This window comes from Rhodanobacter sp. T12-5 (genome assembly GCF_008329435.1).
Lineage (GTDB): Bacteria > Pseudomonadota > Gammaproteobacteria > Xanthomonadales > Rhodanobacteraceae > Rhodanobacter.
The window spans coordinates 172,078-197,096 of sequence record NZ_NPKN01000002.1 but is presented as its reverse complement, the minus strand read 5'-3'; the positions used below and the strand labels follow the sequence as shown (position 1 = coordinate 197,096).

The 25,019-nt window shown below is 64.9% G+C and carries 26 protein-coding genes and 1 pseudogene; 12 read left to right on the top strand and 15 right to left on the bottom strand.

Annotation, left to right across the window (positions count from 1 at the left end; genetic code table 11):
* Positions 1–17 precede the first annotated feature (17 nt).
* Positions 18–407: a DUF6404 family protein gene (locus tag CIW53_RS04980; RefSeq protein WP_149363602.1), complete on the bottom strand. Its 390-nt coding sequence runs from the start codon at positions 405–407 to the stop codon at positions 18–20.
* Between the two features lie 239 nt (positions 408–646).
* Between CIW53_RS04980 and CIW53_RS04975 the strand changes: the two genes are divergently transcribed.
* Positions 647–982 carry a hypothetical protein gene (locus tag CIW53_RS04975; protein ID WP_149363601.1) on the top strand — a complete coding sequence of 112 codons (336 nt, stop codon included), beginning with the start codon at positions 647–649 and terminating at the stop codon, positions 980–982.
* A 170-nt stretch (positions 983–1,152) separates the two neighbouring features.
* Here the strand turns inward: CIW53_RS04975 and CIW53_RS04970 are convergent, their stop codons facing one another.
* Positions 1,153–2,703 (bottom strand): XVIPCD domain-containing protein, encoded by a 1,551-nt coding sequence (locus CIW53_RS04970; protein WP_172969591.1) that lies wholly within the window; start codon positions 2,701–2,703, stop codon positions 1,153–1,155.
* Between the two features lie 27 nt (positions 2,704–2,730).
* Positions 2,731–3,174: a lysozyme inhibitor LprI family protein gene (locus CIW53_RS04965; RefSeq protein WP_149363600.1), complete on the bottom strand. Its 444-nt coding sequence runs from the start codon at positions 3,172–3,174 to the stop codon at positions 2,731–2,733.
* Positions 3,175–3,362: 188 nt separating this feature from the next.
* Between CIW53_RS04965 and CIW53_RS04960 the strand changes: the two genes are divergently transcribed.
* Entirely contained in the window at positions 3,363–3,656 is a 294-nt protein-coding gene (locus CIW53_RS04960) for a methylmalonyl-CoA mutase family protein (RefSeq protein WP_242451775.1), read from the top strand.
* 136 nt (positions 3,657–3,792) lie between these two features.
* Here CIW53_RS04960 and CIW53_RS04955 read toward each other — a convergent pair whose 3' ends face one another.
* The 4 genes from CIW53_RS04955 to CIW53_RS04940 are packed head-to-tail and all read right to left on the bottom strand — an operon-like array spanning position 3,793 to position 6,745.
* The gene (locus CIW53_RS04955; RefSeq protein ID WP_149363599.1) at positions 3,793–5,175 is read right to left on the bottom strand and encodes an ATP-binding protein; all 1,383 of its coding nucleotides are present in this window, start codon (positions 5,173–5,175) and stop codon (positions 3,793–3,795) included.
* Complete coding sequence (locus tag CIW53_RS04950; protein ID WP_149363598.1) at positions 5,172–5,846, bottom strand: response regulator transcription factor; 675 nt, start codon at positions 5,844–5,846, stop codon at positions 5,172–5,174. Before CIW53_RS04950 ends, CIW53_RS04955 begins: the two co-directional genes overlap by 4 nt.
* A 48-nt stretch (positions 5,847–5,894) precedes the next feature.
* Entirely contained in the window at positions 5,895–6,446 is a 552-nt protein-coding gene (locus CIW53_RS04945) for a cytochrome b/b6 domain-containing protein (RefSeq protein WP_149363597.1), read from the bottom strand.
* Between the two features lie 26 nt (positions 6,447–6,472).
* A complete protein-coding gene (locus tag CIW53_RS04940; RefSeq protein WP_149363596.1) occupies positions 6,473–6,745 on the bottom strand; it encodes a PepSY domain-containing protein in 273 nt (90 codons plus the stop codon).
* Between the two features lie 286 nt (positions 6,746–7,031).
* Here CIW53_RS04940 and CIW53_RS04935 point away from each other — a divergent pair, with 286 nt between their 5' ends.
* Together CIW53_RS04935 and CIW53_RS04930 are read left to right on the top strand one after the other, a co-directional pair.
* Positions 7,032–8,336, top strand: coding sequence for a Xaa-Pro peptidase family protein (locus CIW53_RS04935; protein ID WP_197736623.1), 1,305 nt, complete (start codon positions 7,032–7,034; stop codon positions 8,334–8,336).
* Positions 8,337–8,403: 67 nt separating this feature from the next.
* On the top strand, positions 8,404–9,705 hold the full coding sequence (locus CIW53_RS04930; RefSeq protein WP_149363595.1) for an MFS transporter: 1,302 nt from the start codon (positions 8,404–8,406) through the stop codon (positions 9,703–9,705).
* Positions 9,706–9,726: 21 nt separating this feature from the next.
* Here CIW53_RS04930 and CIW53_RS04925 read toward each other — a convergent pair whose 3' ends face one another.
* From CIW53_RS04925 to CIW53_RS04915, 3 genes and pseudogenes are all read right to left on the bottom strand, one after another.
* Complete coding sequence (locus CIW53_RS04925) at positions 9,727–10,482, bottom strand: M90 family metallopeptidase (protein WP_149363594.1); 756 nt, start codon at positions 10,480–10,482, stop codon at positions 9,727–9,729.
* 309 nt (positions 10,483–10,791) lie between these two features.
* The gene (locus CIW53_RS04920) at positions 10,792–11,157 is read right to left on the bottom strand and encodes a hypothetical protein (protein ID WP_149363593.1); all 366 of its coding nucleotides are present in this window, start codon (positions 11,155–11,157) and stop codon (positions 10,792–10,794) included.
* Positions 11,154–11,522 (bottom strand): annotated as a pseudogene (locus CIW53_RS04915) (polymer-forming cytoskeletal protein); the annotation flags it as partial. The pseudogene CIW53_RS04915 and the gene CIW53_RS04920, both read right to left, overlap by 4 nt.
* 459 nt (positions 11,523–11,981) lie before the next feature.
* Here CIW53_RS04915 and CIW53_RS04910 point away from each other — a divergent pair.
* On the top strand, positions 11,982–12,890 hold the full coding sequence (locus CIW53_RS04910; RefSeq protein WP_149363591.1) for a DUF5996 family protein: 909 nt from the start codon (positions 11,982–11,984) through the stop codon (positions 12,888–12,890).
* Positions 12,891–13,082: 192 nt separating this feature from the next.
* On the opposite strand, the gene bamE is transcribed toward CIW53_RS04910, so the two are convergent.
* The 5 genes from bamE to CIW53_RS04885 all read right to left on the bottom strand — a co-directional run bounded on the left by bamE (position 13,083) and on the right by CIW53_RS04885 (position 19,760).
* Complete coding sequence (gene bamE / locus CIW53_RS18115; protein WP_343192138.1) at positions 13,083–14,087, bottom strand: outer membrane protein assembly factor BamE; 1,005 nt, start codon at positions 14,085–14,087, stop codon at positions 13,083–13,085.
* Positions 14,088–14,173: 86 nt separating this feature from the next.
* The gene (locus CIW53_RS04900; protein ID WP_149363590.1) at positions 14,174–16,558 is read right to left on the bottom strand and encodes an XVIPCD domain-containing protein; all 2,385 of its coding nucleotides are present in this window, start codon (positions 16,556–16,558) and stop codon (positions 14,174–14,176) included.
* Between the two features lie 24 nt (positions 16,559–16,582).
* A complete protein-coding gene (locus tag CIW53_RS04895) occupies positions 16,583–17,479 on the bottom strand; it encodes an ankyrin repeat domain-containing protein (RefSeq protein ID WP_149363589.1) in 897 nt (298 codons plus the stop codon).
* A 415-nt stretch (positions 17,480–17,894) separates the two neighbouring features.
* Positions 17,895–18,530, bottom strand: a complete 636-nt coding sequence (locus tag CIW53_RS04890) for a PQQ-binding-like beta-propeller repeat protein (RefSeq protein WP_149363588.1) — start codon at positions 18,528–18,530, stop codon at positions 17,895–17,897.
* 9 nt (positions 18,531–18,539) lie between these two features.
* Entirely contained in the window at positions 18,540–19,760 is a 1,221-nt protein-coding gene (locus tag CIW53_RS04885; protein WP_149363587.1) for a helix-turn-helix domain-containing protein, read from the bottom strand.
* Positions 19,761–19,884: 124 nt separating this feature from the next.
* On the opposite strand from CIW53_RS04885, the gene CIW53_RS04880 reads away from it, so the two are divergent.
* The 7 genes from CIW53_RS04880 (at position 19,885) to CIW53_RS04845 (ending at position 24,676) form a co-directional block, all read left to right on the top strand.
* Entirely contained in the window at positions 19,885–20,538 is a 654-nt protein-coding gene (locus CIW53_RS04880; protein WP_149363586.1) for a glutathione S-transferase family protein, read from the top strand.
* Between the two features lie 17 nt (positions 20,539–20,555).
* Positions 20,556–21,326 (top strand): DUF899 domain-containing protein, encoded by a 771-nt coding sequence (locus tag CIW53_RS04875; protein WP_149363585.1) that lies wholly within the window; start codon positions 20,556–20,558, stop codon positions 21,324–21,326.
* The gene (locus tag CIW53_RS04870) at positions 21,323–21,619 is read left to right on the top strand and encodes a hypothetical protein (RefSeq protein ID WP_197736622.1); all 297 of its coding nucleotides are present in this window, start codon (positions 21,323–21,325) and stop codon (positions 21,617–21,619) included. The genes CIW53_RS04875 and CIW53_RS04870 overlap by 4 nt, the downstream gene beginning before the upstream one ends.
* 51 nt (positions 21,620–21,670) lie before the next feature.
* Positions 21,671–22,135 (top strand): helix-turn-helix transcriptional regulator, encoded by a 465-nt coding sequence (locus CIW53_RS04865; protein ID WP_149363584.1) that lies wholly within the window; start codon positions 21,671–21,673, stop codon positions 22,133–22,135.
* A gap of 28 nt (positions 22,136–22,163) precedes the next feature.
* Positions 22,164–22,574, top strand: a complete 411-nt coding sequence (locus CIW53_RS04860; protein ID WP_149363583.1) for a VOC family protein — start codon at positions 22,164–22,166, stop codon at positions 22,572–22,574.
* 457 nt (positions 22,575–23,031) lie between these two features.
* The gene (locus tag CIW53_RS04850) at positions 23,032–23,748 is read left to right on the top strand and encodes a GNAT family N-acetyltransferase (protein WP_149363581.1); all 717 of its coding nucleotides are present in this window, start codon (positions 23,032–23,034) and stop codon (positions 23,746–23,748) included.
* Positions 23,749–23,779: 31 nt separating this feature from the next.
* The gene (locus CIW53_RS04845) at positions 23,780–24,676 is read left to right on the top strand and encodes a helix-turn-helix domain-containing GNAT family N-acetyltransferase (protein ID WP_149363580.1); all 897 of its coding nucleotides are present in this window, start codon (positions 23,780–23,782) and stop codon (positions 24,674–24,676) included.
* Positions 24,677–25,019 lie beyond the last annotated feature (343 nt).

Below are 25,019 nucleotides of genomic sequence, written 5' to 3'. Positions count from 1 at the left end.
TCCTTCCCTGCCTCGCCTCAGGGCAGCGGACGCTGCCTGTGGCCAATGAAGGTCGTCCACGAGCCCAGCCCGCAGCGACGAGCCAGATTGCGGTAATAAACTGCCGTGCCCAACCCCAGGAACAAGGCGCATCCCACCATCATCGCCTCGATCCATGACCAAGGCGGCATGTGGAACGTGTGGCCCGCGTTGAGCAGGAAGAAGATCACCCCCAAAACGAGCGGAAAGAGCGCGCCAACAGGGATAAAAACCAAGGCCAGCACGACCGGATTGATAAACGGGGGCGGGGGAACTTCGATCCCCTGACTCCACAGGAATTTCCACATGGGCGGCACCGAAGTATTCGGATCGACACCCCTGGCGGCCATGTACTCCCGGTACAACTCCACACGCTCTTGCTGGTTCATGCGCACCCACGCCAAGACGGCAGTCCCGCCTTCCAGCGCGGCAGTTTAGCGCAATGATTCGCAGCCAAGAATCCGCGCCGTCACATCAAACCCGCCTACCTGATCCATCCGGATGGCCTCGGGTTGCCACGGTCGCGGGTGTAGTGGACCGGGCTGTCGGAATATCGAATTGCGCTATCTTGTGCGACACGCCGGATGGTCATCGCAAGTGAAAGCCACGCATTCAAGGAGAAAACGTGATGATCCTGATCGTCATGGTCGCTGGAATCATCGCGTACACCACTTGGTGGTTCTATCGAACCCGCACCATGGTCAACCGCTGGGCCGAGCACAACGGACTGAAGGTGCTCGATTACAGCATCATGCCCTTTCCGCCCTATCCGCCCATCATGGTCACGTTGACCACCAGCAGAAACCAGTTGATCGTGCGCATGCGCGTCTATGACGACAGCATCCATCGCATCCGCAGTGGCTGGCTGCGACTGGGCACCTTCTGGTGGGGGCTGATGAATATCGATGCCGTCGAAGTGTTCTGGGCAGGCCACGATGGGCTATCGGACGAACATGGTTTCTGACTGCACAAAGGGGACGGAGGCCGAGGTTTCCGTCCGGTCTCCGGCGGCGAAGGGAAGGGCGATACGGCTCTGACTGCTGCGGCATCGCCGGGGAGAGGGCCGGGTGAGGGGCGCCATTCGCGTCACCTACCACCAGGAAGATCTTGCTCCCTTGCGGCAACGGCAGGGCTCTACGGCGAGCGTTGCACCACCGGCTGATCCATCTGCGGGTTTTGCATCTGTTGCACGGGCGGCGTGGCCTGGGTCGGGTTCACCTGTCGACTATCGTGTTGCCACTGAACGCTGCTTTGCACGAGCGGCGTGCCGATCGCCTGGGCCACGTCGACGTCGGTGTAACGCTTGAACAGGGAGTCGATGTCGCCCTGCACGGCGTACGCGCGGCTGGAGTCATCGCTCAGCACGACATGGTCGACCCGGCTCAGGCCGTTGCCGTGGGCGGCAATGGCGAGTGCTGCGGCGAGGTTGTCGCTGCGCTGGTCCGGCGCGCGTCCCCGTTGGGCATCCAGGCGATGCACGGCGTCGAGCGCCTGCAGGTACATTCCGTTGCCGGGATGCGTGGCGTCGGCGAGATTCGGTTGCGACGGGTGCACGACCATCCGCAAGGCGTTCAACGTCTTCGGGCCGGCGATCCCGTCGGGCGTCATGTGATGCGCACGCTGGAATTTCTCGACCGCTGCCTCCGTACCTGGGCCGAAATCGCCGTCCGGATGCAATGCGTGGCCGTGCGCGTCGGTGAAGCCCAGCGTGGCGAGATCGGTCTGCAAACCAATGACCTTGTCGCCGTGCGAGCCAAGACGCAATGAACCATGCCCGCCCGTTGTGTGGGAGCGTCCACCTTGCCCGATCGCTTTCAGGGCCTCCTTGATGTCCGGGTCGCTTGCCGACCTCGAGGGATCGAAGTTCGCATCGCCTACCTTGGCATGCGCGCGGTCGAGAGCGGCTGCATTCTCTGGGTTCTTGTAGGCGTCCTTGTACCGTTTTGCGAGCGCGGCGGCCTTCGGGCCGTCGTAGTAGTCATATGCGCTGCTGATTTCGTTGGCCTTCGCAAGCACATCGTCGTAGTTGCCACCGCTTTTCAGGACCGTTTTGAACTCAGCCATCTGGGATGGCATCTGATTAGCAGTTTTTGCGAGGATGGCAACCGTCTCGAGACGATGACCTTCCGGGATGTTCTTCCCGTATTTATCCAGCATGGACATGGCTGTTTGGGTCGCATGCCGGATCTGTGGATAGTCAACATTTTTATGTATCCACTTCTGCCCGTCTTCCGAGGAGGCCCATGCGTTGATGCTGTCTCGGGTGTCCTTGTCGATGAAAGTGAGGGTGCTTCGCCCTTGTTTGCCGTTGCCGTGGGACAGCAGGTTCGCGTTGAGCTGTGAGTGGTCCTGTGTGAATGCGAGGCCATGATCCTGGGCGTACTTGGACGCCTGCTCGATGATTCCGTCCACGTAGGTGGTCTCGCCTTGCTTCAGCGCCGCACCATCAGTCGCTCCGAGAGCCCACGTGCCACGCTGGCCAAGATCGACCTGGATCGTACCCAGCGAGTAGCCGCTGTTTGCCTTTATCTTGTCCGCGTTACCCCAGTTCGGATCGGAATGACCCGAGGTCACTCCGGCGATGCTCAGATGATAGGAAGATGGTCCACCCTCCGTTCCGCGGCCCACCACGAAATAGGTGGCGCCCGTAAGTGAATCGAGGTCGTGCGTTTCGAGATCAGCCATGGTCTTCGTCCTTGAATAAGAGTGTGGTTACTGCATGTCGGCGACGATCAGATACGTGCCCAATGCGTTGGCCCGCTCGCATATGCGGAACATTTCATTTTGCGTCAACTGGAGATTGGCGACGGTTTCATTACCGTAGATGGAATTTTCGAACTCACCGTTCGCCTCCTGAAATTTCAGCCACTCACGTTCGGCACGGATGAGGGCATCCTTCGCTTTGGGAGTCAGTTTGCCGAGGAGGGCCTTGTAGGTGACGTTCAGTCGATTGTCTTGTCTGGTCTGCTCAGCGGAAAGGCAGGCGGCAATGGCGATAGTGTCGGATTCCGCTATGTCGACGCATGTGTAAAACGCGGCCGTGATGCCTTTCGGCGCATGGCTTTTGATGGTTTGGCTTCTGCTGTCGGCCGCGACAGCGGAAGCGCCGTAAGCGAATATGGCGAGGGTGATTGCTAGCGTCCTTACCGTCTTCATGATGTTGCTCCTGGTCGTAATTCTTTGCCTTGGAATCAATACAGCCTGCAAGCTAGATGGGACATGCAGATGCCATCGAAAGATGGACCCTGACGTCCTTTGCCGGAAAAGCCTAGCATCGGTACCTCGCGGCAGAATGTGAGCGTGCTCGGGAAATGCTGTGGGGGAATGGCGCGGTGGCGATCCGGATGATCAAGAGCAAGGAGGCCCGGCCTCACATCAACGAAAACCCATGGCAGGGCAGCCACTTCGTCGAGGTACTCACCGACTTGGTCGAGGAAGCCGTGCACAAGGAGTTCGAGGCGATCAGCGAGCGCGGCGGCGTGCTCGGCGCGATGGACACGATGTACCAGCGCGGCAAGATCCAGGAAGAGTCGATGTATTACGAGCACAAGAAGCACGGTGGTTCGCTGCCGCTGATCGTCGCCAACACTTTCCTGCCGAAGGATCATGGCGGAGGGTTGCTACCGGGATCGAGTTGATCCGATCGCCCCTGAGGAGAAGGGGGCGCGGATCGCCAATGGGAAGCGGTATGGCGAGGCGCGGAGTGCGTTCGCGCTTCTTGATTCTCTCGGCCTTTGCGGCGTGGCCGGCCGGGGATTGGCCTGTTGCGGCCGTTTACACGTAGCCGGGCACATGCGGGTCCACGGCGGTCGCGGCACGCGGCAGGCTGAAACTGACTCGCGCGCCGCCCAACGCGGAACGGCCGAAGGCCAGCTCGCCGTGATGCAGGTGCGCGATCGCCTGAGCGATCGACAGGCCCAGCCCGCTGCCCTCGCCCACGCTGCCTTCGGGGCGATGGAAGCGTTCGCCCAGCCGTGCCGTATCGTCCGCCGCAAAACCGGCACCGTTGTCATTCACCTCCAGGGTCACCCGCTCGTCGTGACCACCGACGCGCACGTTCACCTCGCCATGGTCGGGCGCGTGGCGCAAGGCGTTGTCCAGCAGGTTCTGCACCAGGATGCCGAGCAGGCTGCGGCTGCCCAGCACGAAGTCGTTGCCGTCGTGATCCAGCGACAACTCGATGGAACGCCCCGCCGCGCGCTCGCTGGCGTCGCGCAGGGCAGCTTCGGCCACGCTCGCCAGACGCAAGGGGCCGGCATCGTCCAGTTCGGCCAGTTTCTCGACGCGCGCCAGCAGCAGCAACTGGGCCACCAGTCGCTGCATGCGGTCGAGCGCCTCCTGCGATCGCTGCAGGTGCAGCGCGCGGACGGCCGCATCGTCGCCGCGCCCGGCAAGGTCCAGCTCCAGCCGCAGCGCCGCCAGCGGATGGCGCAACTCGTGGGCAGCGTCGGCGGTGAAGCGGCGCTCGTGTTCCAGGCTGAGCCTGAGGCGGTCGACCAGCCGATCGATCGCCTCGGTGAACGGTGCCAGCTCGACCGGCACGCGTTCGTCGGTGAGCGAGGCGGCCATCGGGCTGGCACCGGCGGACAGGCTGCGGGTCAGCCGGCGCAACGGCTTCAAACCGCTGCGCAAGCCGGCGAACACCGTCGGCGGCACCAGCACCAGCAGGGCCAGCAGCGCCAGCAGCGCCGGCGCGAGCAGTTTGCGCATCAACTCGTCGCGCTCGTCCAGCGGCGCGCCGACCTGGATCCAGTACTGGTGCCGCGCGTCCCAGCGCTGGAAGACCCGCCAGCGCCGCCCGTCGTGGCTGATCGAATGGAAGTGCGCGTCGCCCGGATCGAAACGCAGCACCGGCAGCTCGGCGCTTTCGACCAGGCGTTCGCCGCGGGCATCGCGCAGCACGATGGCCGGTCGCTGGGCGGTGGCGTCCGAGCCGACCAGCTTCTTGTCCGGCAGGCGCACCGCACCGACGCCCGCCGCCGTGTCCGGCATCACCGCGAACACGCTGGCGGCGGTGCGCACCAGCATCTGGTCGAAGATCTCGTCGACCTCGTGCAGGCTGCGCCAGGCCAGCCAGCCGCCGGCAGCGCACCACACCAGCACGATGCCGGCCACCAGCCGCAGCACGAGCCGCCGGTTGAGCGAGGGGCGGATCATGCGGCCGGCCCGCCGGGCCGGTTGATCGCGTAGCCGATGCAGCGCAAGGTGCGGATCCAGCCCGGCCCGAGCTTGTGGCGCAAGTGATGGATGTGCACTTCCACCGCGTTGCTGGCCACTTCCTGATCCCAGCCGTACAGGGCTTCTTCCAGCTGGTCGCGTGAATGGGCACGGCCGGGGTGGCGCACCAGGGTTTCCAGCAGCTGGTATTCGCGCGCGGTCAGTTCCAGTGCCGCGCCCTCCAGCGTGGCAACGCGCGCGGCCGGGGTGACTTCGAGCCCACCCACGCGGATCGCCGGCTCGATCTGGCCGTCGGCCCGACGCAGCAGCGCGCGCAGGCGGGCGGCGAGTTCGTCCAGGTGCACCGGCTTGACCACGTAGTCGTCGGCGCCGGCATCCAGCCCGGCGACGCGGTCGGCGAGCTCGTCGCGGGCGGTCAGCAGCAGCACCGGGGTGGCATCGCGGCGCCGGCGCATGCCGGCGATGATGGCCGGGCCGCTGCTGCGCGGCAGGTTCCAATCCAGCACCGCCGCGGCGTAGCTGGTGTCGGCCAGCGCGGCGGCGGCCTGGCTGCCGTCGGTGATCCAATCCACCGCATAGCCGAGCTGGCGCAGGCCGTCGGCCAACGCCTGTCCCAGTGCCCGGTCGTCCTCGGCTAGCAGGATGCGCATGACCGGATTCTAGTCAGTGGAATGCACGCGAATTTGACCTGAGGCAATTCATCGCAGGTTTCCGTCACCGGCATCGTAGTGCTCCAGCGCGCGTTTGCGGCCGTGGATCATCGAGGCGATCAGGTTCTCGCCGTAGTGGACACTCTCGCCCACCGCCGCCAGCACGTGCACGCCGACCAGGGCCAGCACGCCATAGGCCAGCGCCTCGTGCAGGTCCTCCAGCCAGCCGGTGCCGAAGAAGGCATCCGTCGTCTGCAGCCAGCCGGTGACGCCCACCAGCAGCACGCCGGCGAGCAGGGCCAGGATCATCACCGCCGCGCCCGGGTTGTGCCCCAGCTGCCGCCGCGAACGGCCGGCCAGGCGATCGCGCAGATAATCGCGCACGCGGCGCGGGCCAGGCACCCAGTCGCCGAAGCGTGCGTGCCGCGTGCCGATCCAGCCCCACACGAAACGCACGGCGAGCAGGGCCAGCACGGCGTAGCCGATCCCGCGATGGACCAGCTCGCCATCCTCGGTGAAGAAATTGGCGAGGAACAAGCCCGCCAGCGACCAGTGAAACACGCGTACCAGCGGGTCCCACACCTTGACCATGGCATTCATGGACTTGTCCTCGCGTCAGTGGTTGATCAGCCGCCCTTCTTCTTGACGATGCGGCCGTCGGTGGGGTCGAAGTAGATCTCCACCTTGTTGCCGGCCTTGTCCTTGCCGTAGATCTCGTAGCAGTTGCCGGTGACCTGGAACACCTTGATGGTGTAGCCCTGGTCGAGGACTTTCTGCTTCATCGCCGCTTCGGTCAGCCACTGCGCACGCGGTGCGCTGGTGCATTGCGGTGCGGCGAAGGCGGATGCCGACAGCGCGGCGGCGGCAAGGAACAAGGGTGCAATGACAAAACGTTTCATGGGCTTCTCCGGTCTCGGCATGATTGCCTTGGATGCATTGCAACCGGCGCGGCTTACGTGGGTCTTAAGGACGCCGACGGTGCCGTGCGGCGGGCAGGGGAAAAGCGGTTGGCTCGAACGAGCCCCAAAACAGGGGGAGCTCAAGATCGGGGACAGCTTGCGCTGGCCCGACTTCCGGTTTTGCCCATGTCTTTTGCCAGTGGCGTATCGTCCGGCCATGCCGGAAGGTAAGCACGATCCGCTGCCTGGTCCGCCGGCCGCACTCCATCCATTGCCGAGAGAGCCCATGAACCATCGCGAAGACGCCATGCACCCCGGCCGGCGCCGTTTCCTGCAAACCACGGCGCTCGGCGCGGCAGCGTTGCCGGTGGCCATGCTTGGTCGCACCGCGACGGCGACGGAGGCCGGCACCCATGCCATCAAGTTGCCGGCATCGATCCTCGCGCTGCAGCCGGTGGCTTCGCAGGAGGTGCCGATCGCGGACGACGAACGCCGTGCACGGCTGGCGAAGGCGCAGGAGCTGATGGGCCGGTTCGGAATGGATGCCATCTATCTCGATGGCGGCACCACGCTGGATTACTACACCGGCATGCACTGGTGGACCAGCGAGCGCCTGATGGGCATGTTGCTGCCGAAGTCGGGCGAACCGGTCTACATCACGCCCGCGTTCGAACGCAGCCGCGCGCTGGAGCAGATCCGCTTCGGCCACGACGTGCGCACCTGGCAGGAGAACGAAAGCCCCTACGCGTTGATCGCGCAGGTGATGCGCCAGTGGCATGCCGGTACCGGCGTGCTGGGCATCGAGGAGAAGGTGCCGTTCTTCCGTTCCACCGGCATCGCCGCAGCCATGCCGCAGGCGAAACTGGTGCCGGCGACACCGGTCACCGCCGGCTGCCGCGCGATCAAGAGCCCGGCGGAACTCGCGCTGATGCAGCTGGCCTGCGATGCCACGTTGGCCTTGTACAAGGCGATCTGGCAGGGCCTGGAACCCGGCATGACCCAGCAGCACATCGCGACGTGGGTGGATGCCGGCTACACGCGCATGGGTTTGCGCGGCGATGCCAGCATCAACGTGGGTGCCTACACCGCGCTGCCGCACGGCTCGCGCGAGCCGCAAGTGATCCGCGAAGGCACGCCGGTGATGCTGGACGACGGCTGCTACGTGGACGGCTACATGAGCGACCTCACCCGCACCTTCACGCTGGGCAAGGCCAGCGACAAGATGAAGCGGGTGTTCGACATCGTGCGCAAGGCGCAGCAGGCCGCGCTGGCGGCCGCGCATCCGGGGGCGACGATGGAGTCGGTGGATGCCGCCGCGCGCAAGGTGATCGCGGATGCCGGCTACGGTCCCGGCTACACGTATTTCTCGCACCGCCTCGGTCACGGCATCGGCATGGACATGCATGAGTGGTATTACCTCGTGCAGGGCAACACGCGCCGCATCGAAACCGGCATGACCTTCAGCGACGAACCCGGCATCTACATCCCGGGCGAGTTCGGCGTGCGGCTGGAAGACGACATGCATGTCGGCGTCGACGGCGCGCGATTGTTCACGCCGCAAAGCCCGTCGATCGAGCGGCCGTTCGGTTGAAGCCGTCGCCCGGGGTCTCGACAACCGGCCCGCTTGTCGTCGCGGCAGCGGAGTCGTCCGGCGAGCCATGAACGGCATGTTCCACTCGCTCGGAAATTACAACTACCGGCTGTGGGCCGGTGGCGCGCTGGTGTCCAACGTGGGCACCTGGATGCAACGCATCGGCCAGGACTGGCTGGTGCTTACCGTGCTCACCCATCACAACGCGACGGCGGTGGGTACGGTGATGGCGCTGCAGTTCGGGCCACCGCTGCTGCTGTTGCCGCTGTCCGGCTTTGCCGCCGACCACCTGGACCGTCGCAAGCTGCTGATCTTCACCCAGAGCATCGCCGGGCTGCTGGCGCTCGGGCTTGGCCTGGTCACCATCACCGGCGTGGTGCAGCTGTGGCAGGTGTACGGCTTTGCCCTGCTGCTGGGTTGCGTCACCGCGTTTGACGCGCCGGTGCGGCAGGCGTTTGTGTCCGACCTGGTCAGCGACGACATCCTGGCCAACGCGGTGGCGCTGAATTCCGCCTCCTTCAACGCCGCGCGCATGATCGGACCGGCCGTGGCGGGCGTATTGATTGCCGCGGTCGGCGAGGGCTGGCTGTTCCTGATCAACGCGGGTTCCTATGCGGCCGTGCTGGCATCGCTATGGTTTCTTCGGGTGCACGAGCTGTTGACCGAAGGGCGACCAAGGCGCACGCCGGGCAGTCTGATGGCCGGTTTCCACTACGTGTGGCAGCGGCCCGACCTGATGGCGGTGCTGGTGATGCTGTTCCTGCTCGGTACCTTCGGCTTCAACTTCGCCATCTTCATCTCGACCATGTCGGTCACGGTGTTCCACGGCAATGCCAGCCAGTACGGCCTGCTGACCTCGGCGATGGCGGCGGGCACCATGTGCGGGGCCCTGTTTTCGGCGCGTCGCCCGTTCCCCGGCATGGTGTTGATAGGCATTGCCGCAGCGGGCTTCGGTGTCGCCCTGGCGGTGGCCGCGGTGATGCCAAACCCCTATCTGTTTGCTGCCGTGCTGTTCTTCGTCGGCCTGGCCGCGCTCACCTTCATGACCGCCAGCAACTCCATGATGCAGCTCACCACCGAGCGCGCCATGCGCGGCCGGGTGCTGGCGCTGCGGATTGCCGTGGTCATGGGCGGCACCCCGATCGGCGCACCGCTGGTCGGTTGGGTGGTCGATCATGTCGGCGCGCGTTGGGCGCTGGGCGTGGGCGCGTTGGCGGGCGTTGCGGCAGCCGCGGTGGCGGTGGCCTACCTGGTCAGGTATCGCCGCTTGCGTTTGTACCTCGATGCCGGGCGTCTGCGCCTGGCCATCCACCCCGTGCAGATGGATGTGGTGGCCGTCCGCGTGGCGGCGGGGGAGCGCGTCACCTGAGGGCGACTGCGCGAAAGCGGCTCAGAACGGATGCTGCCGATAAAATTGCTCGAGCTGCCGGTAGACCTCCGGCAAATGCTGGCGCAAGGTTGCCGGGTCCTCGAAAAATTGCTCGCTGGCTACCGCGAAAAACTCGGCCGGGCTTTCCAGGGCGTAGGGGTCGATCGGCAAGTCGGCCCCGTTGCGTTGCTCACTCTTCAGGCTATCCCACGCGCTCGAGAAGACCCGCGACCACACGCGGCGATCCATGCGCCGATGCAATGGCGGGAAGCCGTTGGCATCGCCGTTGAGCATGTCGAGCTTGTGGGCCATTTCGTGGATGACCACGTTGTGCCCCGGCTTCTTCCCGGTATTCAGCACGTCCGCCCAGGACAGGATCACCGGCCCACGTCCCCATGCCTCACCGGCCATCATGCTGTTGGTCTGGTGTACCACGCCCGCTTCATCCGTTTTTGTGCGACGTGGAATGAACGCGTCCGGGTAGACGATGACGCTGTGCCAACCGTCGTACCAATCAAGGCCCAGTTTCAGGATGGGTACGCAGGCATGCGCCGCGAGCAAGACGCGGCCGGCGTCGTCCAGATGCAACCCTTTGGTCGGCTCCAGCGACTTCCTCTCCAGGAACTGCGTCGCCAGCACGCGCAGCGTGGCCTGGTCGGAAGCGCCCAGCCGACGCGCTGCGGTACATCGCTGCAGCGCGTCTCGCCAGAGCGATTCGGCAATCGGGTGCCGAGCGACGATGCGCCGCAAACGCCAGTTTCTGATGTTGTCGAACATGGCTACATGCTGGAGGGAGTCACAGGGTCAAGAGCATCGGGGCGAAGTGCGCTTTCTCAAGAAGCGCACGAGAGAGCGAAGGCCCTTGCGCGAGTTGAGCTCGGCGGGATCGATGGTTCGGCTCTAATCCGCCGGCCAAGTCGCCCTGCCAGATGCAAGGCTCCAGGGCGGGCATGAACAGCGGGATTCACTATCCATCGACCAAGGCGAAACAGCATCGCCGAAAGTGGCTCTGAACAACTTCGATTGCGCTCCCATCGCCCGGGCGACCAATGCGGCTGACTCCCGCAATCACGCGGGCGCGGCTCATCAATGCCGTGTGCGCTGCCTGCCGCCCGCGCTGGCGGGGTTCATCTCGACGCTCAGGGTGAAGGTGCGTTGTTCGTCCGGCCGCATGGCGCCGACGCCTACCAGCTTGCGCGCGATCTCCTCGCCGCGTTCGTCGCGGATGGTCAGCACCATCGAGTATTCCCACGCGCCGCTGTCGACGGGGTTGCGAAAGCTGCCTTCCACGCGCAACGGTACGGACGCCGGCGTCGTGGTTGCATCGGTGGGGTCACTGAAGCGCAACTTGTGGCGGCAGGCGGGGCAAACGCCCGCGCTTTCCAGGATGGTTTCCCGGCAGTGCGGGCAGGTGCGCGTCGCCCCGGCCGTGCCCGAGGTCGGGTTGCTCACGAAGCAGTGCCACCTTGTCCGTGGTTCTTGTGCGCGCTGTTGCCGTCCTTCCCATCGTCCCAGCCGAACTCGGCCTGGCCGCGCATGCGCGAACCGGCGGCCACGCTGAGCGAGCCTGCTTTCAAATCGCCGGTCAGCGCGCCGCTTTGCTGCAATTCCACATGCGCTGCGGATTCGATGTTGCCGATCAGTTCGCCGGCGATGGTGACCTTCTCGGCGCGCACGCTGCCGGTGACCCGGGCGCCGGGCTCGATGGTGAGATCGCCGCGCACGTTGACGTCGCCCTTGAAGTTGCCGGCGATGCGCACGTGTCCCTCGCCTTCGATCTTGCCCTCGATGGTGATATCGGGCGCGATCAGCGATTCGGTCTTGGGCTTGCTTGGCGTGGCCGTGGTCGTGGGACGAGGCGCAGGCTGAGCCGGCGTTTCCACTTTGGGCCTGGTTTCCGGAATGTCGAGGCGTGCCATGTCCATGGCTTCGGGCGTTTCGGCGGGGGAGGTCTTGCCGGATTCTTTCCACAGGGCCATGGGGGACTCCAGTTCAGTCGGACGAGGGGGAGGGCCAGCCTACCCCCCAAACGGCCTGCAAAAGCGGGGTCAGGTTCACTTGCCCGTGCAATTGGGGCGGGCGGTTCAGTTTCCATTGGCGTTTGTGATCGGCTTGGGCGCCCCTCGCCGCGTGGATCGCTGGACCCCCGGGGCGCTTTCCTCCGACGTGCACATGTCGGCCGGCAAGCTGAATCAGTGATCCTTCCGCCGGACGATTCGGTTCATCGTCGACCGATTATCGTGGGCGTGTGCAACCGGAGACGATGGGGCAGTGGAATGACAACGACGTCTGAAACCGGTTGGCCCGCGCTGCCTTACGACGCATGGAAGGACACCTGCGCGACACTGCATATGTGGCTGCAGGTGATCGGCAAGATCGCGCTGGCGCAGGCACCGCCGCTCAATCATTGCTGGTCGGTGGCATTGCGCGTCACGCCGCGGGGACTGGCAACGCGCTCGCTGCCTCACGGCACCCGATCGTTCACCATCGAGCTCGACTTCATCGACCATCAACTGGCCGTCCGCGCTTCGGACGGCGAAATCCGGACGTTGCCACTGGCGCCACGCAGCGTCGCCGATTTCTACCGTGAGTTGATGGCGACGCTCGACGCGATGCACCTGCCGGTGAAGATTTGGCCCGGGGCCGTCGAGGTTCCCGAGCCGATCCGGCTCGACCGGGATACGCAGCACCACACCTACGACCCCGCGTACGCCAACCGCCTGTGGCGCATCCTCGTGCAGGTCGATCGCGTGTTCACCGCTTCGCAATGCGCGTTCGTCGGCAAGAGCAGTCCCGTCAATTTCTTCTGGGGCAGTTTCGACATGGCGGTGACGCGCTTCTCCGGTCGTCGCGCGCCGCCGCGCGAAGGGCCGGAGTTCGAGCGCGACGCGTATTCGCACGAAGTGATCAGTCACGGCTTCTGGCCTGGCAGCGGAGTGTTGCCGGAGCCCGCTTTCTACGCGTATGCCGCACCGGAACCGCCGGGACTGAAGGATGCGCACGTGCAACCGCCGGCCGCCTATTACCATCGCGAGCTCGGCGAGTTCATCCTGCCCTACGATGCGGTCCGGCAAGCCGATGCGCCGGATGAAATGATCCACGCCTTCATCGACAGCACCTACGCGCGCGCCGCCGACCTGGCCAGGTGGGATCGCGACGCGCTCGATCGCCACGGCGTGGGGTAGAAAGCACGGGCGGTATTGGAGGCTCTGACCTTGGGGTTCCCCCATTTCCTCGCTCAATCAACCCGTCGCGCTCAGATTGAGGGAGCAGTGCGTGCATGATGCGGTCATTTCCTCACAGGTTACGAAGCCAGAGGAGACCACACCATGCGCGCGGTCAAAGTCTTGCAAAAGCGCGCCGGGCTCTGCGGAAGTTCAGAGCTGGCCTACCTGATTGTAGTAAGCGTTCACCACGTTGCCGTTGTCGTCCGTTTCGACCGTCAGCAAGTTGTGCTGAGATTTGAAACCCTTGGTCTCGGTGAACACATATTCCCTCAAGCGCTTGGGAAAAATAGCTTCCCCGCTGGGCTTCCCCAGCAAGCTCTCTACTTCGCTGACGGTCATGCCAGGCTTGACGGTCTTTGCCTTGGTCACGTCGAAGTAGGTGCTGTCGGCGGCAAACGAGCTGGAATAAGCCTTTTCCACCAGCACTCCGTTGCGAAAGACGAGCGCTAGCGAACGTGCCGGTGTTACACCCGGCAGCGCAGCGGTACCGCCGACCTTCGCATACGCATAAGTGTCTGTGTTCAAGGACTCGCCGTTGACCACTTTGGCGCCCTTGATGTTTGGCTTGCCAAGTGTGGTGATGACATCGCTTTCCGTTGTCTTGCCAACCACGAGCTGGCCGTCATCCGGTTTTGTGAAATTCACACCAGCGGCGCAGCCGGCCAGCAGCAGACACGAGACGACCCCGTACTTCCAGATACGCATGTTTTCTTCCCCTGATTCGTGGATGAGCGGCGTTGGACCCCCCCAGCGCCGCAGGCCGCAACGCAATCGAGGCCGCTGCGCCCGCGGCCAGTATAGATTCAAAACTGAGCGACCATTTCGTCGCTCAGTCAATAAGTACGCGCTGGTTCTCCCCGGCGTCAGCAGATGGGGCAGGTTCATTGGCTTCTGACGGTCAAAGGGTTTTCGTTGGTCCTTGCTGGGCAGTTCAGTTGTTGCCGATCGCCCCTGCCCCCCTGCCACCACCGGCATCAGCACCGCACTACGCCCATCGCCTCCATGCTCGATCGTCACCGTCGCCTTGCGGTAGGCGGCGGGCTTGGCGAACAGGATGTTGGGCACCCAGGTTTGCGGGTTGCGGTCGTAGAGCGGGAACAGCCTGGACTGGATATGCACCATGATCCGGTGGCCGGGCTTGAACTCGTAGTTCACGGTCGGCAGGCGGAACTTGTGCGACCGCAACCTGCCATGGCTGCGCGAAACCGGGGCGCCTTTTCGCGCGCCTCGGTTTCCCGAACTCATCTGCTGCCCAGCGTCATCATCGAGGCAGCTTGCTGTTCCACCTGGCTCGGCTGCAGGGACGCATTCCGGATCTGTTGCTGTGTCTGTGCATGCGCCTGGTGCTGATCTGCCTTTTGCCATTCCATGGAGCTCTGCTCCAGCGGCGTGTTTACCGCCTGCATCGTCTCCACCTGCGCGTTCATGGTGAGCGCTGCCGGAACGACGTGCTGCAACACGAAAGCTCGCGAGCCGTCGTCACTCAATGCCACGGCATCGACACGGCTCAATCCGCCGGCTTTGGCCGCGGCGGTCAGCGCACCGGCCAGATTCTCGCTCTGCTGGTCCGGAGGACGTCCCATCTGAGCGTCGAGCCTGTGCACGCCGTCGCGGATCTGGTGAAACATCGCGTATCCGGGATGCGCAGGATCATCGAGGCGCGGTGACGCGGCGGATTGGTCCCGGGCCGAAGGCGCTTGCGCGTGTTGCAACCTTTCGCGGGCGAGTTGCTCGACATGCTCGATGCGGCTGTCCATGCTGGGCAATACCGTCGCACGCATCAGGTGCCGTTCAACGGCTTCCGCGCCAGCCTCCGTGCCCTGTGCGAGTGAGACGGCGGCTCCATACAGGCGCGGATAATTGCCCGGATTCAGCTCCATGGCGACAGCGGCGTCGGCTCCCAGCCACGCCCCTGCCGCAGCACCGACGGTCGGCGCGTGCCGTGACGTGCCCTCGACAAACTGGCCGGATGCATCCAGTCCGGTGCCGGCCAGATGCCCGGCGCTGGCGATGGCATCGTGCTGAAAATTGCCTATCTGCGTGACGGCATGGCCTGTCCCCGATTGCATCGCATGGGTTGCCGCACGAATGGCGGCAGCGTCGACATGCCCTTCGCGGCGTGCCTCGGCAGCCTGAGCCTGGCCAAGGCGGCTGGCTTCGTCGCCCATGTGTTCCAGCTGCGCGGCTTTTGCATCCATCCGGGTCCGTGCACCTTCAGGCAACACGTGGCCAACGCCGTGCAACAAGCCAGCCTCCAGCGATGCTCCCAGTTTCCGCGCCCGTCCCACGCTCTGGTCAACCCGCGCCTGCACCTCGGCAGCAGCTTCACGAGCATGCGCGACGGCAGCACCGACGTGGTGCTCGGCTGCCTGCACCACGGCACCCTCGAACTGCGTCACCGCGCGCGATGCCTGCCCGCCCATCTCCGTCAAGCCACGTACGCCATCACCGGCGGCATGCAGTACCTGCTGCGTTGCATGACCGCCCGCAGCCACGACTTCACCTCCGCGTTCGCCAACGTGCGCGCCCATCGCAACCATGCTCATGGTTTCCAGTACCGGTGCTGCCAGGCAGGTCACTTCCGGCAGGGAGAGCACGTGATTGCGGGCCAGCAGCGGGCTGGCGGGATCATTCGGATTCAGGCGGGTCATGGGTGCCAGCAACGGCTGCACTTCGCCTGCTGCCAAAGGCAACTCGCGCAGCATCTTGTCCGTGTTGCCCGTGGCCAGTTTGTCGACGAAGGCATGCACCGACGCCTGCGCTTGCGGCGGTACGCCGCCGTCCAGCTGATGCTTGAGAATGCTCCGACCTTGAGGCAATGCATTCAGCAACTGGCTGGTCTCCTTCAGCACGCCACCCAACTCGGCGCGCTGGATGACATCCATGCGATGGACGTTGTCCTGCACACCATTGCTGAGCAGCTCGCCCTGCACTTGGTACGACGTGACGAGTGGTTTCAGTTGCTCCAGGTCGTATACGGGGATGCCGTTCTGTTCGCCGAAGCGCCTGGCCGTTTCGGGATGCAAGCCGGCGGCGTTCAATGTGGTGGCGTGGTTGCCGGTGACCGCTGCAGCGGCGGAAACCATGCCGCCGGCCAGGCTGTGACCGGAAAGCTCGAAGTCGAGGCCTTTGGCCTTTAGATCCTTCGCCAAGGTCATTGCCCGATCGTAATAGTCAGTTTCCAATCCAACAGATTGTGGAAAGTTGTTGGCGAGGAAGTCTTCCTTGGTTGTGTCGCGCAAACCCTGCGAGGTCATTACCTCGCCGGACGAGCCCTTGAGCGCTACCACCGGTTTGTAACCAGGGCCTAGCACTTTTGGATCGGGTAGATAGATTTCTGCGCGGAACCCTGATTTCTCAGGATGCAACTCGTCGAGCAATTGCTTGTTGCTCATATGGAACTGCGGCGCGTATTGGCGCAACAACTCAGGATGCTCGCTGGCGCGTATCCAACCTGGTGGTGCGTGGCCCACGCCCCTGGCTGCGTCGTAGACATCGGCCGCCAAGAGGGCCATCTGGCGGTCGTGGTAGAGCTTCTCCAACTTCGCAGCGTCTATGGAATCGCCACTATCTCGCAACTGTTGCAACAGGGCTTCTTCTTGCTGGTGGGTATCGGGACCGGACATGTCATCACTCCTTGATGATGCGGTTTACAGCAGTGGAATGTCTTTCTCGTCGTAGGGGAATCCGAGATTCCTGCGCATGTCGACGTAGTTTGGCGGCATGGGTGGGCGCGAGTATCCGTGTTGGAGGAGCCAGTGCTGGCAAAGGCGTTGCCAGGATGGATCATTCGGATTGCCCGGATGCCAATAGATGGCCTCGATGATCGGGTATGCATTGGGCTCGGGTTCTGAAGGTGGCTTGCCGCGTCCGTCAGTAGGGTCGGCACCTCGCTGCAATAGCCAGTAGGTCTGCTTGAACGCACCGCTCACAGCGTATTGGAAGAGTATGGACATTCCCGCGCTTTCAGCATTCACATCCGCGCCGTGTTCCACCAGCAGCTGCACGTTGTTCCACTGGTTGTGCCAGATGAATGCCTGGAAAAGCAGGGTCTCGTCGTTGCCATTGCGGGTGTTCGGATCGCCGCCGTGATCCAGCAGGAGTTTCAGATAGATTGGGTCTTCCTGTTTGGCCGCCCAGACCATCGCATTGTCGTAGTCGAAATAGGTGCCGCCACTGCCGTCCTCGTAGGATTTAGTGTGCTGCCCGGGCTTGCGCGCATTCGGGTTGGCCCCGTTGTCCAGCATGGCCTTAAGCCCCGCGGGGTTGAGCGTGAACACGGGCCACGCCACCAGTGGCATGCCGCTGTCGTCGTCGCTGAAAATCACGTCGGGATCGACGTGCTCCTGTTTCATCAGCCGCTGCACTTCCGCGGCGTTGCCTTGCTCGGCGGCCAGCGCCAGCGCCTGGGCCTTGGGATCCTTGAAGATCTTGTCGAGCGAATACTTCGATTGCTGCGACGGCGTGGCAGGCGATGACGAAAATTCGCAGCCGGACAGTGCCAGGGTCAGCAACAGGAAGAGTGTGGACAGAAGCCTTGCTGGCATGCGCGATCCTTCGGCAATGGGGCGGTATGAGAAACGATTTCCGTAGCGCCCAGATACTGTCCTGCGGTGTGCGTGTCAGTCTGCCGGGCGTTGCCGGGAAGCCTAGCATCGGCACTTCGGGCCGAAATGTGCGCATGCTCGGAAAATGGTGTGAGGGAGTACCCCGGGAGCGTGGGTGGCGGAAATCTTCCGGGCTGCAAAAGCGTCTGCGCGGCTCTGCGGCTTCGCGGTCTGCTCCCCATCAATCGCTATCCGAACTTGCCCTGTCCATCGGGCAACCACTCCTGCGTTGCCTCAACTCGGCAACCATGCCCTCGCCATGGCCGGGCTCCGAGGTTGAATAGTCGCAACCTCTCTGAGCGAATCATTGCCTTCGCGAACCAACAGCGAGGCTCAGCGCTCATGCGAGCGCCATTCACTGCCGTTCCCTTTTGATGACGGTGATCTTGCCGCTGCGTCCTCCGCCGCAGAAGAACCGCTCGTCGCCATCGGAATCGAGCCCCGAGACGCCGACACCGGGCGGCATCCGCAGACTCTCGAGAACGTCGCCGGTGGCGGGATCGATGTGCCGTACATCGCTTTCGTCGCCTTCCCAGGTGCCATGCCAAAGTTCGCCGTCGACCCAGGTGACGCCGGTGACGAAACGGTCGCAGGCAATGGTGCGAAGAATCGCGCCGGTTTCGGGGTCGACCTGGTGGATCTTGCGCTCGCGGTACTGCCCGACCCAGAGCGAGCCCTCGGCCCAGGCGAGGCCGGAGTCGCTACCGGCACCCGGCGCCGGGATGGTGGCGAGCACGCGGCCGGTCGCCGGATCGATCTTCTGGATGCGGCTCTCGGCGATCTGGAAAAGGTGCTGTCCGTCGAACGCCGTACCCGCGTGCGCGGCGACGTCGATCGTGCGCGATGCTTCCCCGCTGGCCGGGTCGAACGCGGCCAGCGTGTCGCCGGTGGCAAACCAGACACGCTCGCCGTCATAGCTGACGCCATGGACGCAATCGACACCCGGGAAGGGACCGTACTCGCCGATGATTTCCGCGTTTGATCGTTTCATGCACCCATCCTAGTCGCCGGGGAAGGGCGCCGGGAGCAACAAGCTTGTCGGGAATCCGGGCACGGGTGGGGTCATCCAGCGGCGCGCCCGGCCGCGACCGAACGAGTCCACCTTGTCTGCAGCCGCCAGCGCGTCGAGTGCCCGCTGCACGCTGCGCTGGCTGGTGCCGAGCGCCAGCGCCAGGGCCGAGCTCGACCACGCTTCCCCGTCGGCGAGCAGGGCGAGCACCGCCGCGTGCGCATCGTCGACGGGCCGGGCCAGCACGACGACTTCGCTCGCGTGGTGCGGGGCCAGCGCGAAGCCGTGCTTCGTCGCACTGATGTCGGCCATCGGCCGCAGCAGCGTGCGCAGGCGACCGATTTCCACCCGCAGCCGCGCGCGATGCGACTCATCGGCGTGTCGGGTGCGGAAGGCGCGCGCGATCAGCGTGGCTCTCGGCACGTCGCCGGGCCACGCTTCGCCCAGGATGCGTGCGAGCGCGAACAATACCGGGCGCCGCTCCAGCGAGACGGCCGCACGCGCATCGCGCACGACGTAGCGGCATGCGTCCACGACGAAGGCCGTGGAGGCCAGCAAGGTCTCGACCTCGTCCAGCCGAAGAAGTCGTTCATGGCCGCGTGCGATCAGCCGCGCGGCGGGCAGCTCCAGCACGCGGGCGGCGTTGCGGACTTCCGCCGTCAGCGCCGGAATGCCCGCCTGGCGCGCGGCATGCCCGGCCCGAACCAGTGCGGCGCGCGCCGTGGCCGTGCGCAGGCGACGTATCGCGATGCCCGCGGTGACCAGCTCGCAGGATGCCCGCGACGCCGGCGGCAATGTGGCCGGGTCGAGTTCGGCAAGTGTGCGATCGGCATCGTCGAGGCGTCCGATCAGCAGCAGGCGGCGGGCCTGGAGGTAGCGCGCGTGCGCGGCGTTCACCGCGTCGCCGTGTGCGACCAGCGTGGCGTGTGCGGTGTCGAGTGCCTTGGCGGGTTCGCCGAGGTCGCGCGAGACGAGCGCAATCTCGGCCTCGGCGAGGGCGCAGCGTGCGCGCGCCATCGTTTCGTGCGGGCCGAAAGCACGTGCGGCGCGGCGCAGCAGTGCCTTCGCCCGCGCGAAATCGCCGAGCTGGGCCATCGCGATGCCGCGAAGCGCGAGTGCCGGCGCGTCCTCGCGCAAAGCGACCCGCTTCAATGCACCGAGCGGATCGCCCGCCGCCAGCGCACGCGCCGCAGCCGTGATCAGGGAGTCCATGTCATTCGCGCCACAGTTGTCACTCCCACCCACGGATGGCCCGGCCGCAGTCTATCCCACGAACAACAACCGACCTGTCGCAGACAAGCGGCACCGACAAGACGCGAATGCGAGGAGAGACGACATGAAAGATATCGCCGTGTGGGGCTTCAGCTGGGTGCCGCCTTTTGCCCAGGGGCTGGTACGCGATCTGCGCGTGCGCTGGGCGCTGGAAGAGGCGGGGCTTGCCTATCAAAGCCGGTGGGTTGGCATCGAGGAGCGAAACTCCGACGCCTACCGGCGCAAGCATCCTTTCGGCATGGTGCCGGTTCTCGAATCCGCCGACGGCGCCTTGACCGAATCCGGTGCCATCGTCTGCGCCATCGCCGAACAGTGCGAAGCGCTGATGCCCGCCGGGCAACGTCTCGAAACGCTCAGCTGGATGTTCGCCGCACTCAATACCGTCGAGCCGCCGTTGTGGAATCTGCTGGTGATGGATCAGCAGCACCAGGGCGAAGCATGGGTGGCGTTGCGACGTCCCTCGGCGGTCGACGAAGTGAAGGCCCGACTGGCCGCGCTTTCCGAATGCCTCGACGGTCGCGACCATCTGCTGGGTGGCTTCACGGCAGCCGACATCCTGATGACCACCGTGCTGAGGTTCATCCGGCATACGGATCTGGTGGCCGAGTTCCCGCGGCTCGACGCCTACGTCAAGCGCTGCGAGGCGCGGCCGGCCTTCCGGTCTGCCTTGCGCGACCAGATGGCCGACTACGTGCGCAACGAGCCGGTCGCAGCCTGAATTCGGGGAGAGAGACGATGACCGATCACAAGACGGGAACACGCGAAGAGTGGCTGGCGGCGCGGCTGGAGTTGCTGGAGGCGGAGAAAGACCTGACCCGGCGCAGCGACGAGCTCGCGCGGCGACGGCAGGCGCTGCCGTGGGTCCGGGTCGACAAGGCGTACCGGTTTGAGACCGACGCGGGCAGCGCGTCGCTGGCGGATCTTTTCCGCGGGCGCTCGCAGTTGCTCGTCTACCACTTCATGTTCGGGGCCGACTACACGGCCGGTTGTCCTTCGTGCTCGGCCATCGCGGACGGGTTCAACGGCACCGTCGTCCACCTGGAAAACCACGATGTGGCCTTCACCGCGGTGTCGCGGGCGCCGCTCGCGAAGCTGCAGGCGTTCAAGCAGCGGATGGGTTGGACATTCCCCTGGGCGTCGACCCTCGACGGGGCGTTCAACTTCGACTTCAACGTGGCGTTCACCGAGAAGCAACTGCGTCATGGCCCGGTGAATTACAACTACCAGCCGATGGACATGAGGCCGGCGGTGAGTGCCGGTGAGGACGGTTTCGTCGGCCGGATGGCGGCCATGACGGAAACGGATGTGGCCACCTACATGCGCGAAATGCCGGGCATGAGTGCGTTCGTGCTGGAGGACGGCGTCGTCCATCACGCTTATTCCACCTACGCACGCGGACTGGACGGCCTGTGGGGCATGTACCAGTGGCTTGATCGCGCACCCAGGGGGCGCAACGAGAACGGCGTCTGGTGGCGCCACCACGACAAGTACGACCCAGGCTCATGAACAAGGCGCGTGCCGGCGCAGATGGCTGCGCCACCATCGAGCATCAGGGCATGAAAGCGGAATCGCTGCGCGCAGGCGACTGGCTGGGCCTGGCGGCGACCCCGACGTTCGCCGGCATGGCGTTGCTGACCGGTATCGCTGGAGACGATCCGATGGCCATGCTTTGCTCGGCGGCGCACGGAGCTTCGCCGCTGGGCGGCATGGCCGCGATGTATGCACTGATGGGTCTCTTCCATTCGGGACCATGGTTGAAACTGATCGCCCGGCGACGCTCCGCTGGCCGCCGGCAATGATCCGGGTTCGACGCGCTTGAGCACCCCGGAGCCGCGTGGGACGATCCGCGAATGAACAGCCGATCCACCGCAGCACGGCACCTGCGCGACCTCGCGAGGCTGCGCCGCGTGCGCGACCGGATCGATCGGGAGTATGCGCAGCCGCTGGACGTCGAGGCGCTTGCCCGCGGGGTGCACATGTCGGGCGGGCATCTCAGCCGCCAGTTCAAGCTGGCATTTGGCGAGTCGCCCTACAGCTATCTGATGACCCGGCGCATCGAGCGCGCAATGGCGATGCTGCGCCGTGGCGACCTCAGCGTCACCGAGGTCTGCTTCGCGGTGGGCTGCTCGTCGCTGGGCACGTTCAGCACGCGCTTCACCGAGCTGGCCGGGATGTCTCCCGGCGCGTACCGACGCGACGCTGCGCAGGCGACGGCGGGCATGCCGTCCTGCGTCGCGCGGCAGGTGACCCGACCGGTCAGGACACAACCGGTCAGGAATGAAGAAGCGCCAGCCCCGGAGTCGGACTTAGCATGACGACTCCTTCCACACCGAGCAGACGGCCATGGACATCAACATCCACGCGAGCTTTCTCCCGCAAACCGACCCTGACGCTTCGCTGGCGTTCTATCGCGACACCCTCGGCTTCGAGGTGCGCAACGACGTCGGATACAACGGCATGCGCTGGATCACGGTCGGCCCGCCCGACCAGCCCGGCACGTCGATCGTGCTGTATCCGCCGGCGGCCAGCCCCGGCGTCACCGATGAAGAGAAGCACACCATCGCCGAGATGATGGCCAAAGGCACCTACGCCATCCTGTTGCTGGCCACGAAGGATCTCGACGCTGCCTTCGAGCGGATACAGGCCAGCGGTGCCGAAGTCGTCGAAGAGCCGACCGATCAGCCCTACGGCGTTCGCGACTGCGCCGTCCGCGATCCCGCAGGCAATCTGCTGCGCGTGCAGGAGCGACGCTGAGCTGCCCGGCGACGAGCTTGATGGGAGAGACTTCAGTCGCGACGCTTTTCGAAGTTCTGCGGTGCTTGCGAAGGGGTATCGCGACTGAAGTCGCTCCTGCAGTTAGAGGGGAGCTTCATTCGTTTCGTTGTGTTCCGCGCGCCAGCTTCTCTTCCAGGCTTCAACCCTTCCAAACCCCGAGACGGCCTCGGGCAACGACGACATGTCGCCGCTGTTCATGGTGGCCATCCAGGCGACCGAAAAGACCATCACCAAATCGCTGTTCCAGGCGAAGACCATGACCGGCTGGATCATCACGAGGTGACCGCGCTGCCGGTTGACAAGGTTCTACGGTTCACGGAGCAGCGTGGTTGCCGGATCTCGTATTGGTGTGGTTCTTGCGTTCCCTGCAGCGGTAACCTAACCAGCCGTCCGGAACCGCGCGTATTCCGGCTTTTGATCATGGAGCATCGTGGCGATGAATCATCTCGATCGGCCGGTCTGGGCCAGTCTCGTCACCGTGCATGCGGGCCTGTCACTCGGCGATGAACTGGCGCGACGTTACGAACCTGGCGTCAATCGCTTCGCCTCCGCGCGCGACGACAGTGACGCCGCTCTGGAAGCCCTGGCCCGCCTCGTGCCGCCGTCGGACCAGGTGTTCATCCTGCAGGTGCCGGCGATCCGCATTCCCGCCGGACTGGTCGCCATCAAGGTCGCCACGGGCGTGCAGATGGTCGCCCATTCGCCCGTGACGCCACCCGACGAAGGGCACGCCGGCATCGTCAGGCTGGGTGAGCCGGACGCGGCCGAAATGCTGGCACTGGCCACCTTGACCGAACCTGGCCCTTTCCTGCGGCATACGCATCGCATGGGCAGCTTCTTCGGCATTCGCGTCGACGGTCGACTTGCGGCGATGGCCGGCGAACGGTTTCGTTTTCCGGGTTGCACCGAAGTCAGTGGCGTATGCACGCATCCCGATTTCCGTGGTCATGGGCTTGCCAGGCGCCTGTCCAGGCATGTCGCCGCGGCCATCGCTGCACGCGGCGAAACCGCTTTCCTGCATGCATGGAAGAGCAATGTCGCGGCGATTTCGCTCTACGAGACGTTGGGTTTTCAATGGCGATGCGACGTGAACGTTGCGGTGGTCGGACGCGGGTCGGATGGAAAGGGCGCGGGTCCGGCATCGTCGGCTTGACGCAGCGATTCATCTGACTATAGTCAGATAAATGGATACCCGACAATTACAGCAGGTCCGTCGCTTCAACCGCGTGGTCACCGGGCGGATCGGCGTGCTGAGCGACAACTACCTGGGCAGCGGTCGTCCGCTGGGCGAGGCACGGCTGCTTTTCGAGATTGGTCGCGATGGAGCGATGATCCGTGACCTGCGTGCACGCCTGTCGCTGGATTCGGGTTATCTCAGCCGGCTGCTGCGCTCGCTGGAGCGGCAAGGCCTTGCGGTGTCGCAGCGCGACACCGGCGACGCCAGGGTGCGGCGGGTCGCGCTGACGGCAAAGGGGCGAAAGGAGTGGAGCACACTCGATCGCCGCTCGCGGGATCTTGCCGTTTCGTTGCTGGCTCCGCTTGGCGAGCGCCAGCGCGAGCGCCTGCTCGCGGCGATGGAGGAGGTCGAGCGGCTCATGCGCGCATCCTCGGTGACGATCGAGCTCGCCGACCCCGCCAGCGCCGACGCGCGCTTGTGCATCGAAGCGTATTTCCGCGAACTGGGGCAGCGCTTCGAGGCAGGGTTCGATCCGGCGCTCAGCGTCTCGGCCGATCCCGCCGAACTCGTGCCGCCGGCCGGGTGGTTTCTCGTGGCGCGCCTGGATGGCCAGCCCGTGGGCTGCGGCGCACTGAAGATCACCGGACGCCGGCTGGGCGAGATCAAGCGCATGTGGGTGGCGCCCGCGGTACGCGGGCTGGGCATTGCGCAACGGCTGCTCGACACGCTCGAACAACACGCCGCCGCAGCCGGCGTGAACGTGTTGCAGCTGGATACCAACCGGACGCTCGGCGAGGCCCGGGCGCTGTACGCCCGCAATGGCTACGTGGAGATCCCCGCTTACAACAGCAATCCGTACGCCCACCACTGGTACGAGAAGCGCGGATTGCGGCGAAGGAAATGACGCTGGCGAGTCGGGATTCTTCGCTATTGCCCACGGCCGTCCGGAATATTTTGGGGCGTGCACTTCACACGCCAGGCGTTGCATGGGTTTGCCCCGCTGTGGGAGCGACTTCAGTCGCGATGTTTTCGGAGTTCTCCAGCGCTTGCTCAAAAAGCATCGCGACTGGAGTCGCTCCCACCACCGCCCGGAGAGCTCCCCTGCTGTCATTCCGGCGCAGGCCGGAATCGCACTTTGGTGGTGCGCCGGGGGTATTGTCTTGTGAAAGTGAGCGTTGAGTGACTTCTCCGGCCTGCGCCGGAATGAAGCCGCCGCGGTTGCCGTTCCGCGCGCCGCCGCGGTCATC

Excerpts from the sequence above, each read along its gene's own strand:
- CIW53_RS04940 (WP_149363596.1), bottom strand. The coding sequence starts at position 6,745 with ATGAAACGTTTTGTCATTGCACCCTTGTTCCTTGCCGCCGCCGCGCTG.
- CIW53_RS04895 (WP_149363589.1), bottom strand. The coding sequence starts at position 17,479 with ATGCCAGCAAGGCTTCTGTCCACACTCTTCCTGTTGCTGACCCTGGCA.
- CIW53_RS04950 (WP_149363598.1), bottom strand. The coding sequence starts at position 5,846 with ATGCGCATCCTGCTAGCCGAGGACGACCGGGCACTGGGACAGGCGTTG.
- CIW53_RS04930 (WP_149363595.1), top strand. The coding sequence starts at position 8,404 with ATGAACGGCATGTTCCACTCGCTCGGAAATTACAACTACCGGCTGTGG.
- CIW53_RS04980 (WP_149363602.1), bottom strand. The coding sequence starts at position 407 with ATGAACCAGCAAGAGCGTGTGGAGTTGTACCGGGAGTACATGGCCGCC.
- CIW53_RS04925 (WP_149363594.1), bottom strand. The coding sequence starts at position 10,482 with ATGTTCGACAACATCAGAAACTGGCGTTTGCGGCGCATCGTCGCTCGG.
- CIW53_RS04910 (WP_149363591.1), top strand. The coding sequence starts at position 11,982 with ATGACAACGACGTCTGAAACCGGTTGGCCCGCGCTGCCTTACGACGCA.
- CIW53_RS04845 (WP_149363580.1), top strand. The coding sequence starts at position 23,780 with ATGGATACCCGACAATTACAGCAGGTCCGTCGCTTCAACCGCGTGGTC.
- CIW53_RS04965 (WP_149363600.1), bottom strand. The coding sequence starts at position 3,174 with ATGAAGACGGTAAGGACGCTAGCAATCACCCTCGCCATATTCGCTTAC.
- CIW53_RS04955 (WP_149363599.1), bottom strand. The coding sequence starts at position 5,175 with ATGATCCGCCCCTCGCTCAACCGGCGGCTCGTGCTGCGGCTGGTGGCC.
- CIW53_RS04890 (WP_149363588.1), bottom strand. The coding sequence starts at position 18,530 with ATGAAACGATCAAACGCGGAAATCATCGGCGAGTACGGTCCCTTCCCG.
- CIW53_RS04970 (WP_172969591.1), bottom strand. The coding sequence starts at position 2,703 with ATGGCTGATCTCGAAACGCACGACCTCGATTCACTTACGGGCGCCACC.
- CIW53_RS04960 (WP_242451775.1), top strand. The coding sequence starts at position 3,363 with ATGATCAAGAGCAAGGAGGCCCGGCCTCACATCAACGAAAACCCATGG.
- CIW53_RS04870 (WP_197736622.1), top strand. The coding sequence starts at position 21,323 with ATGAACAAGGCGCGTGCCGGCGCAGATGGCTGCGCCACCATCGAGCAT.
- CIW53_RS04850 (WP_149363581.1), top strand. The coding sequence starts at position 23,032 with ATGAATCATCTCGATCGGCCGGTCTGGGCCAGTCTCGTCACCGTGCAT.
- CIW53_RS04860 (WP_149363583.1), top strand. The coding sequence starts at position 22,164 with ATGGACATCAACATCCACGCGAGCTTTCTCCCGCAAACCGACCCTGAC.
- CIW53_RS04900 (WP_149363590.1), bottom strand. The coding sequence starts at position 16,558 with ATGTCCGGTCCCGATACCCACCAGCAAGAAGAAGCCCTGTTGCAACAG.
- CIW53_RS04945 (WP_149363597.1), bottom strand. The coding sequence starts at position 6,446 with ATGAATGCCATGGTCAAGGTGTGGGACCCGCTGGTACGCGTGTTTCAC.
- CIW53_RS04875 (WP_149363585.1), top strand. The coding sequence starts at position 20,556 with ATGACCGATCACAAGACGGGAACACGCGAAGAGTGGCTGGCGGCGCGG.
- CIW53_RS04975 (WP_149363601.1), top strand. The coding sequence starts at position 647 with ATGATCCTGATCGTCATGGTCGCTGGAATCATCGCGTACACCACTTGG.
- CIW53_RS04865 (WP_149363584.1), top strand. The coding sequence starts at position 21,671 with ATGAACAGCCGATCCACCGCAGCACGGCACCTGCGCGACCTCGCGAGG.
- CIW53_RS04935 (WP_197736623.1), top strand. The coding sequence starts at position 7,032 with ATGAACCATCGCGAAGACGCCATGCACCCCGGCCGGCGCCGTTTCCTG.
- CIW53_RS04885 (WP_149363587.1), bottom strand. The coding sequence starts at position 19,760 with ATGGACTCCCTGATCACGGCTGCGGCGCGTGCGCTGGCGGCGGGCGAT.
- CIW53_RS04880 (WP_149363586.1), top strand. The coding sequence starts at position 19,885 with ATGAAAGATATCGCCGTGTGGGGCTTCAGCTGGGTGCCGCCTTTTGCC.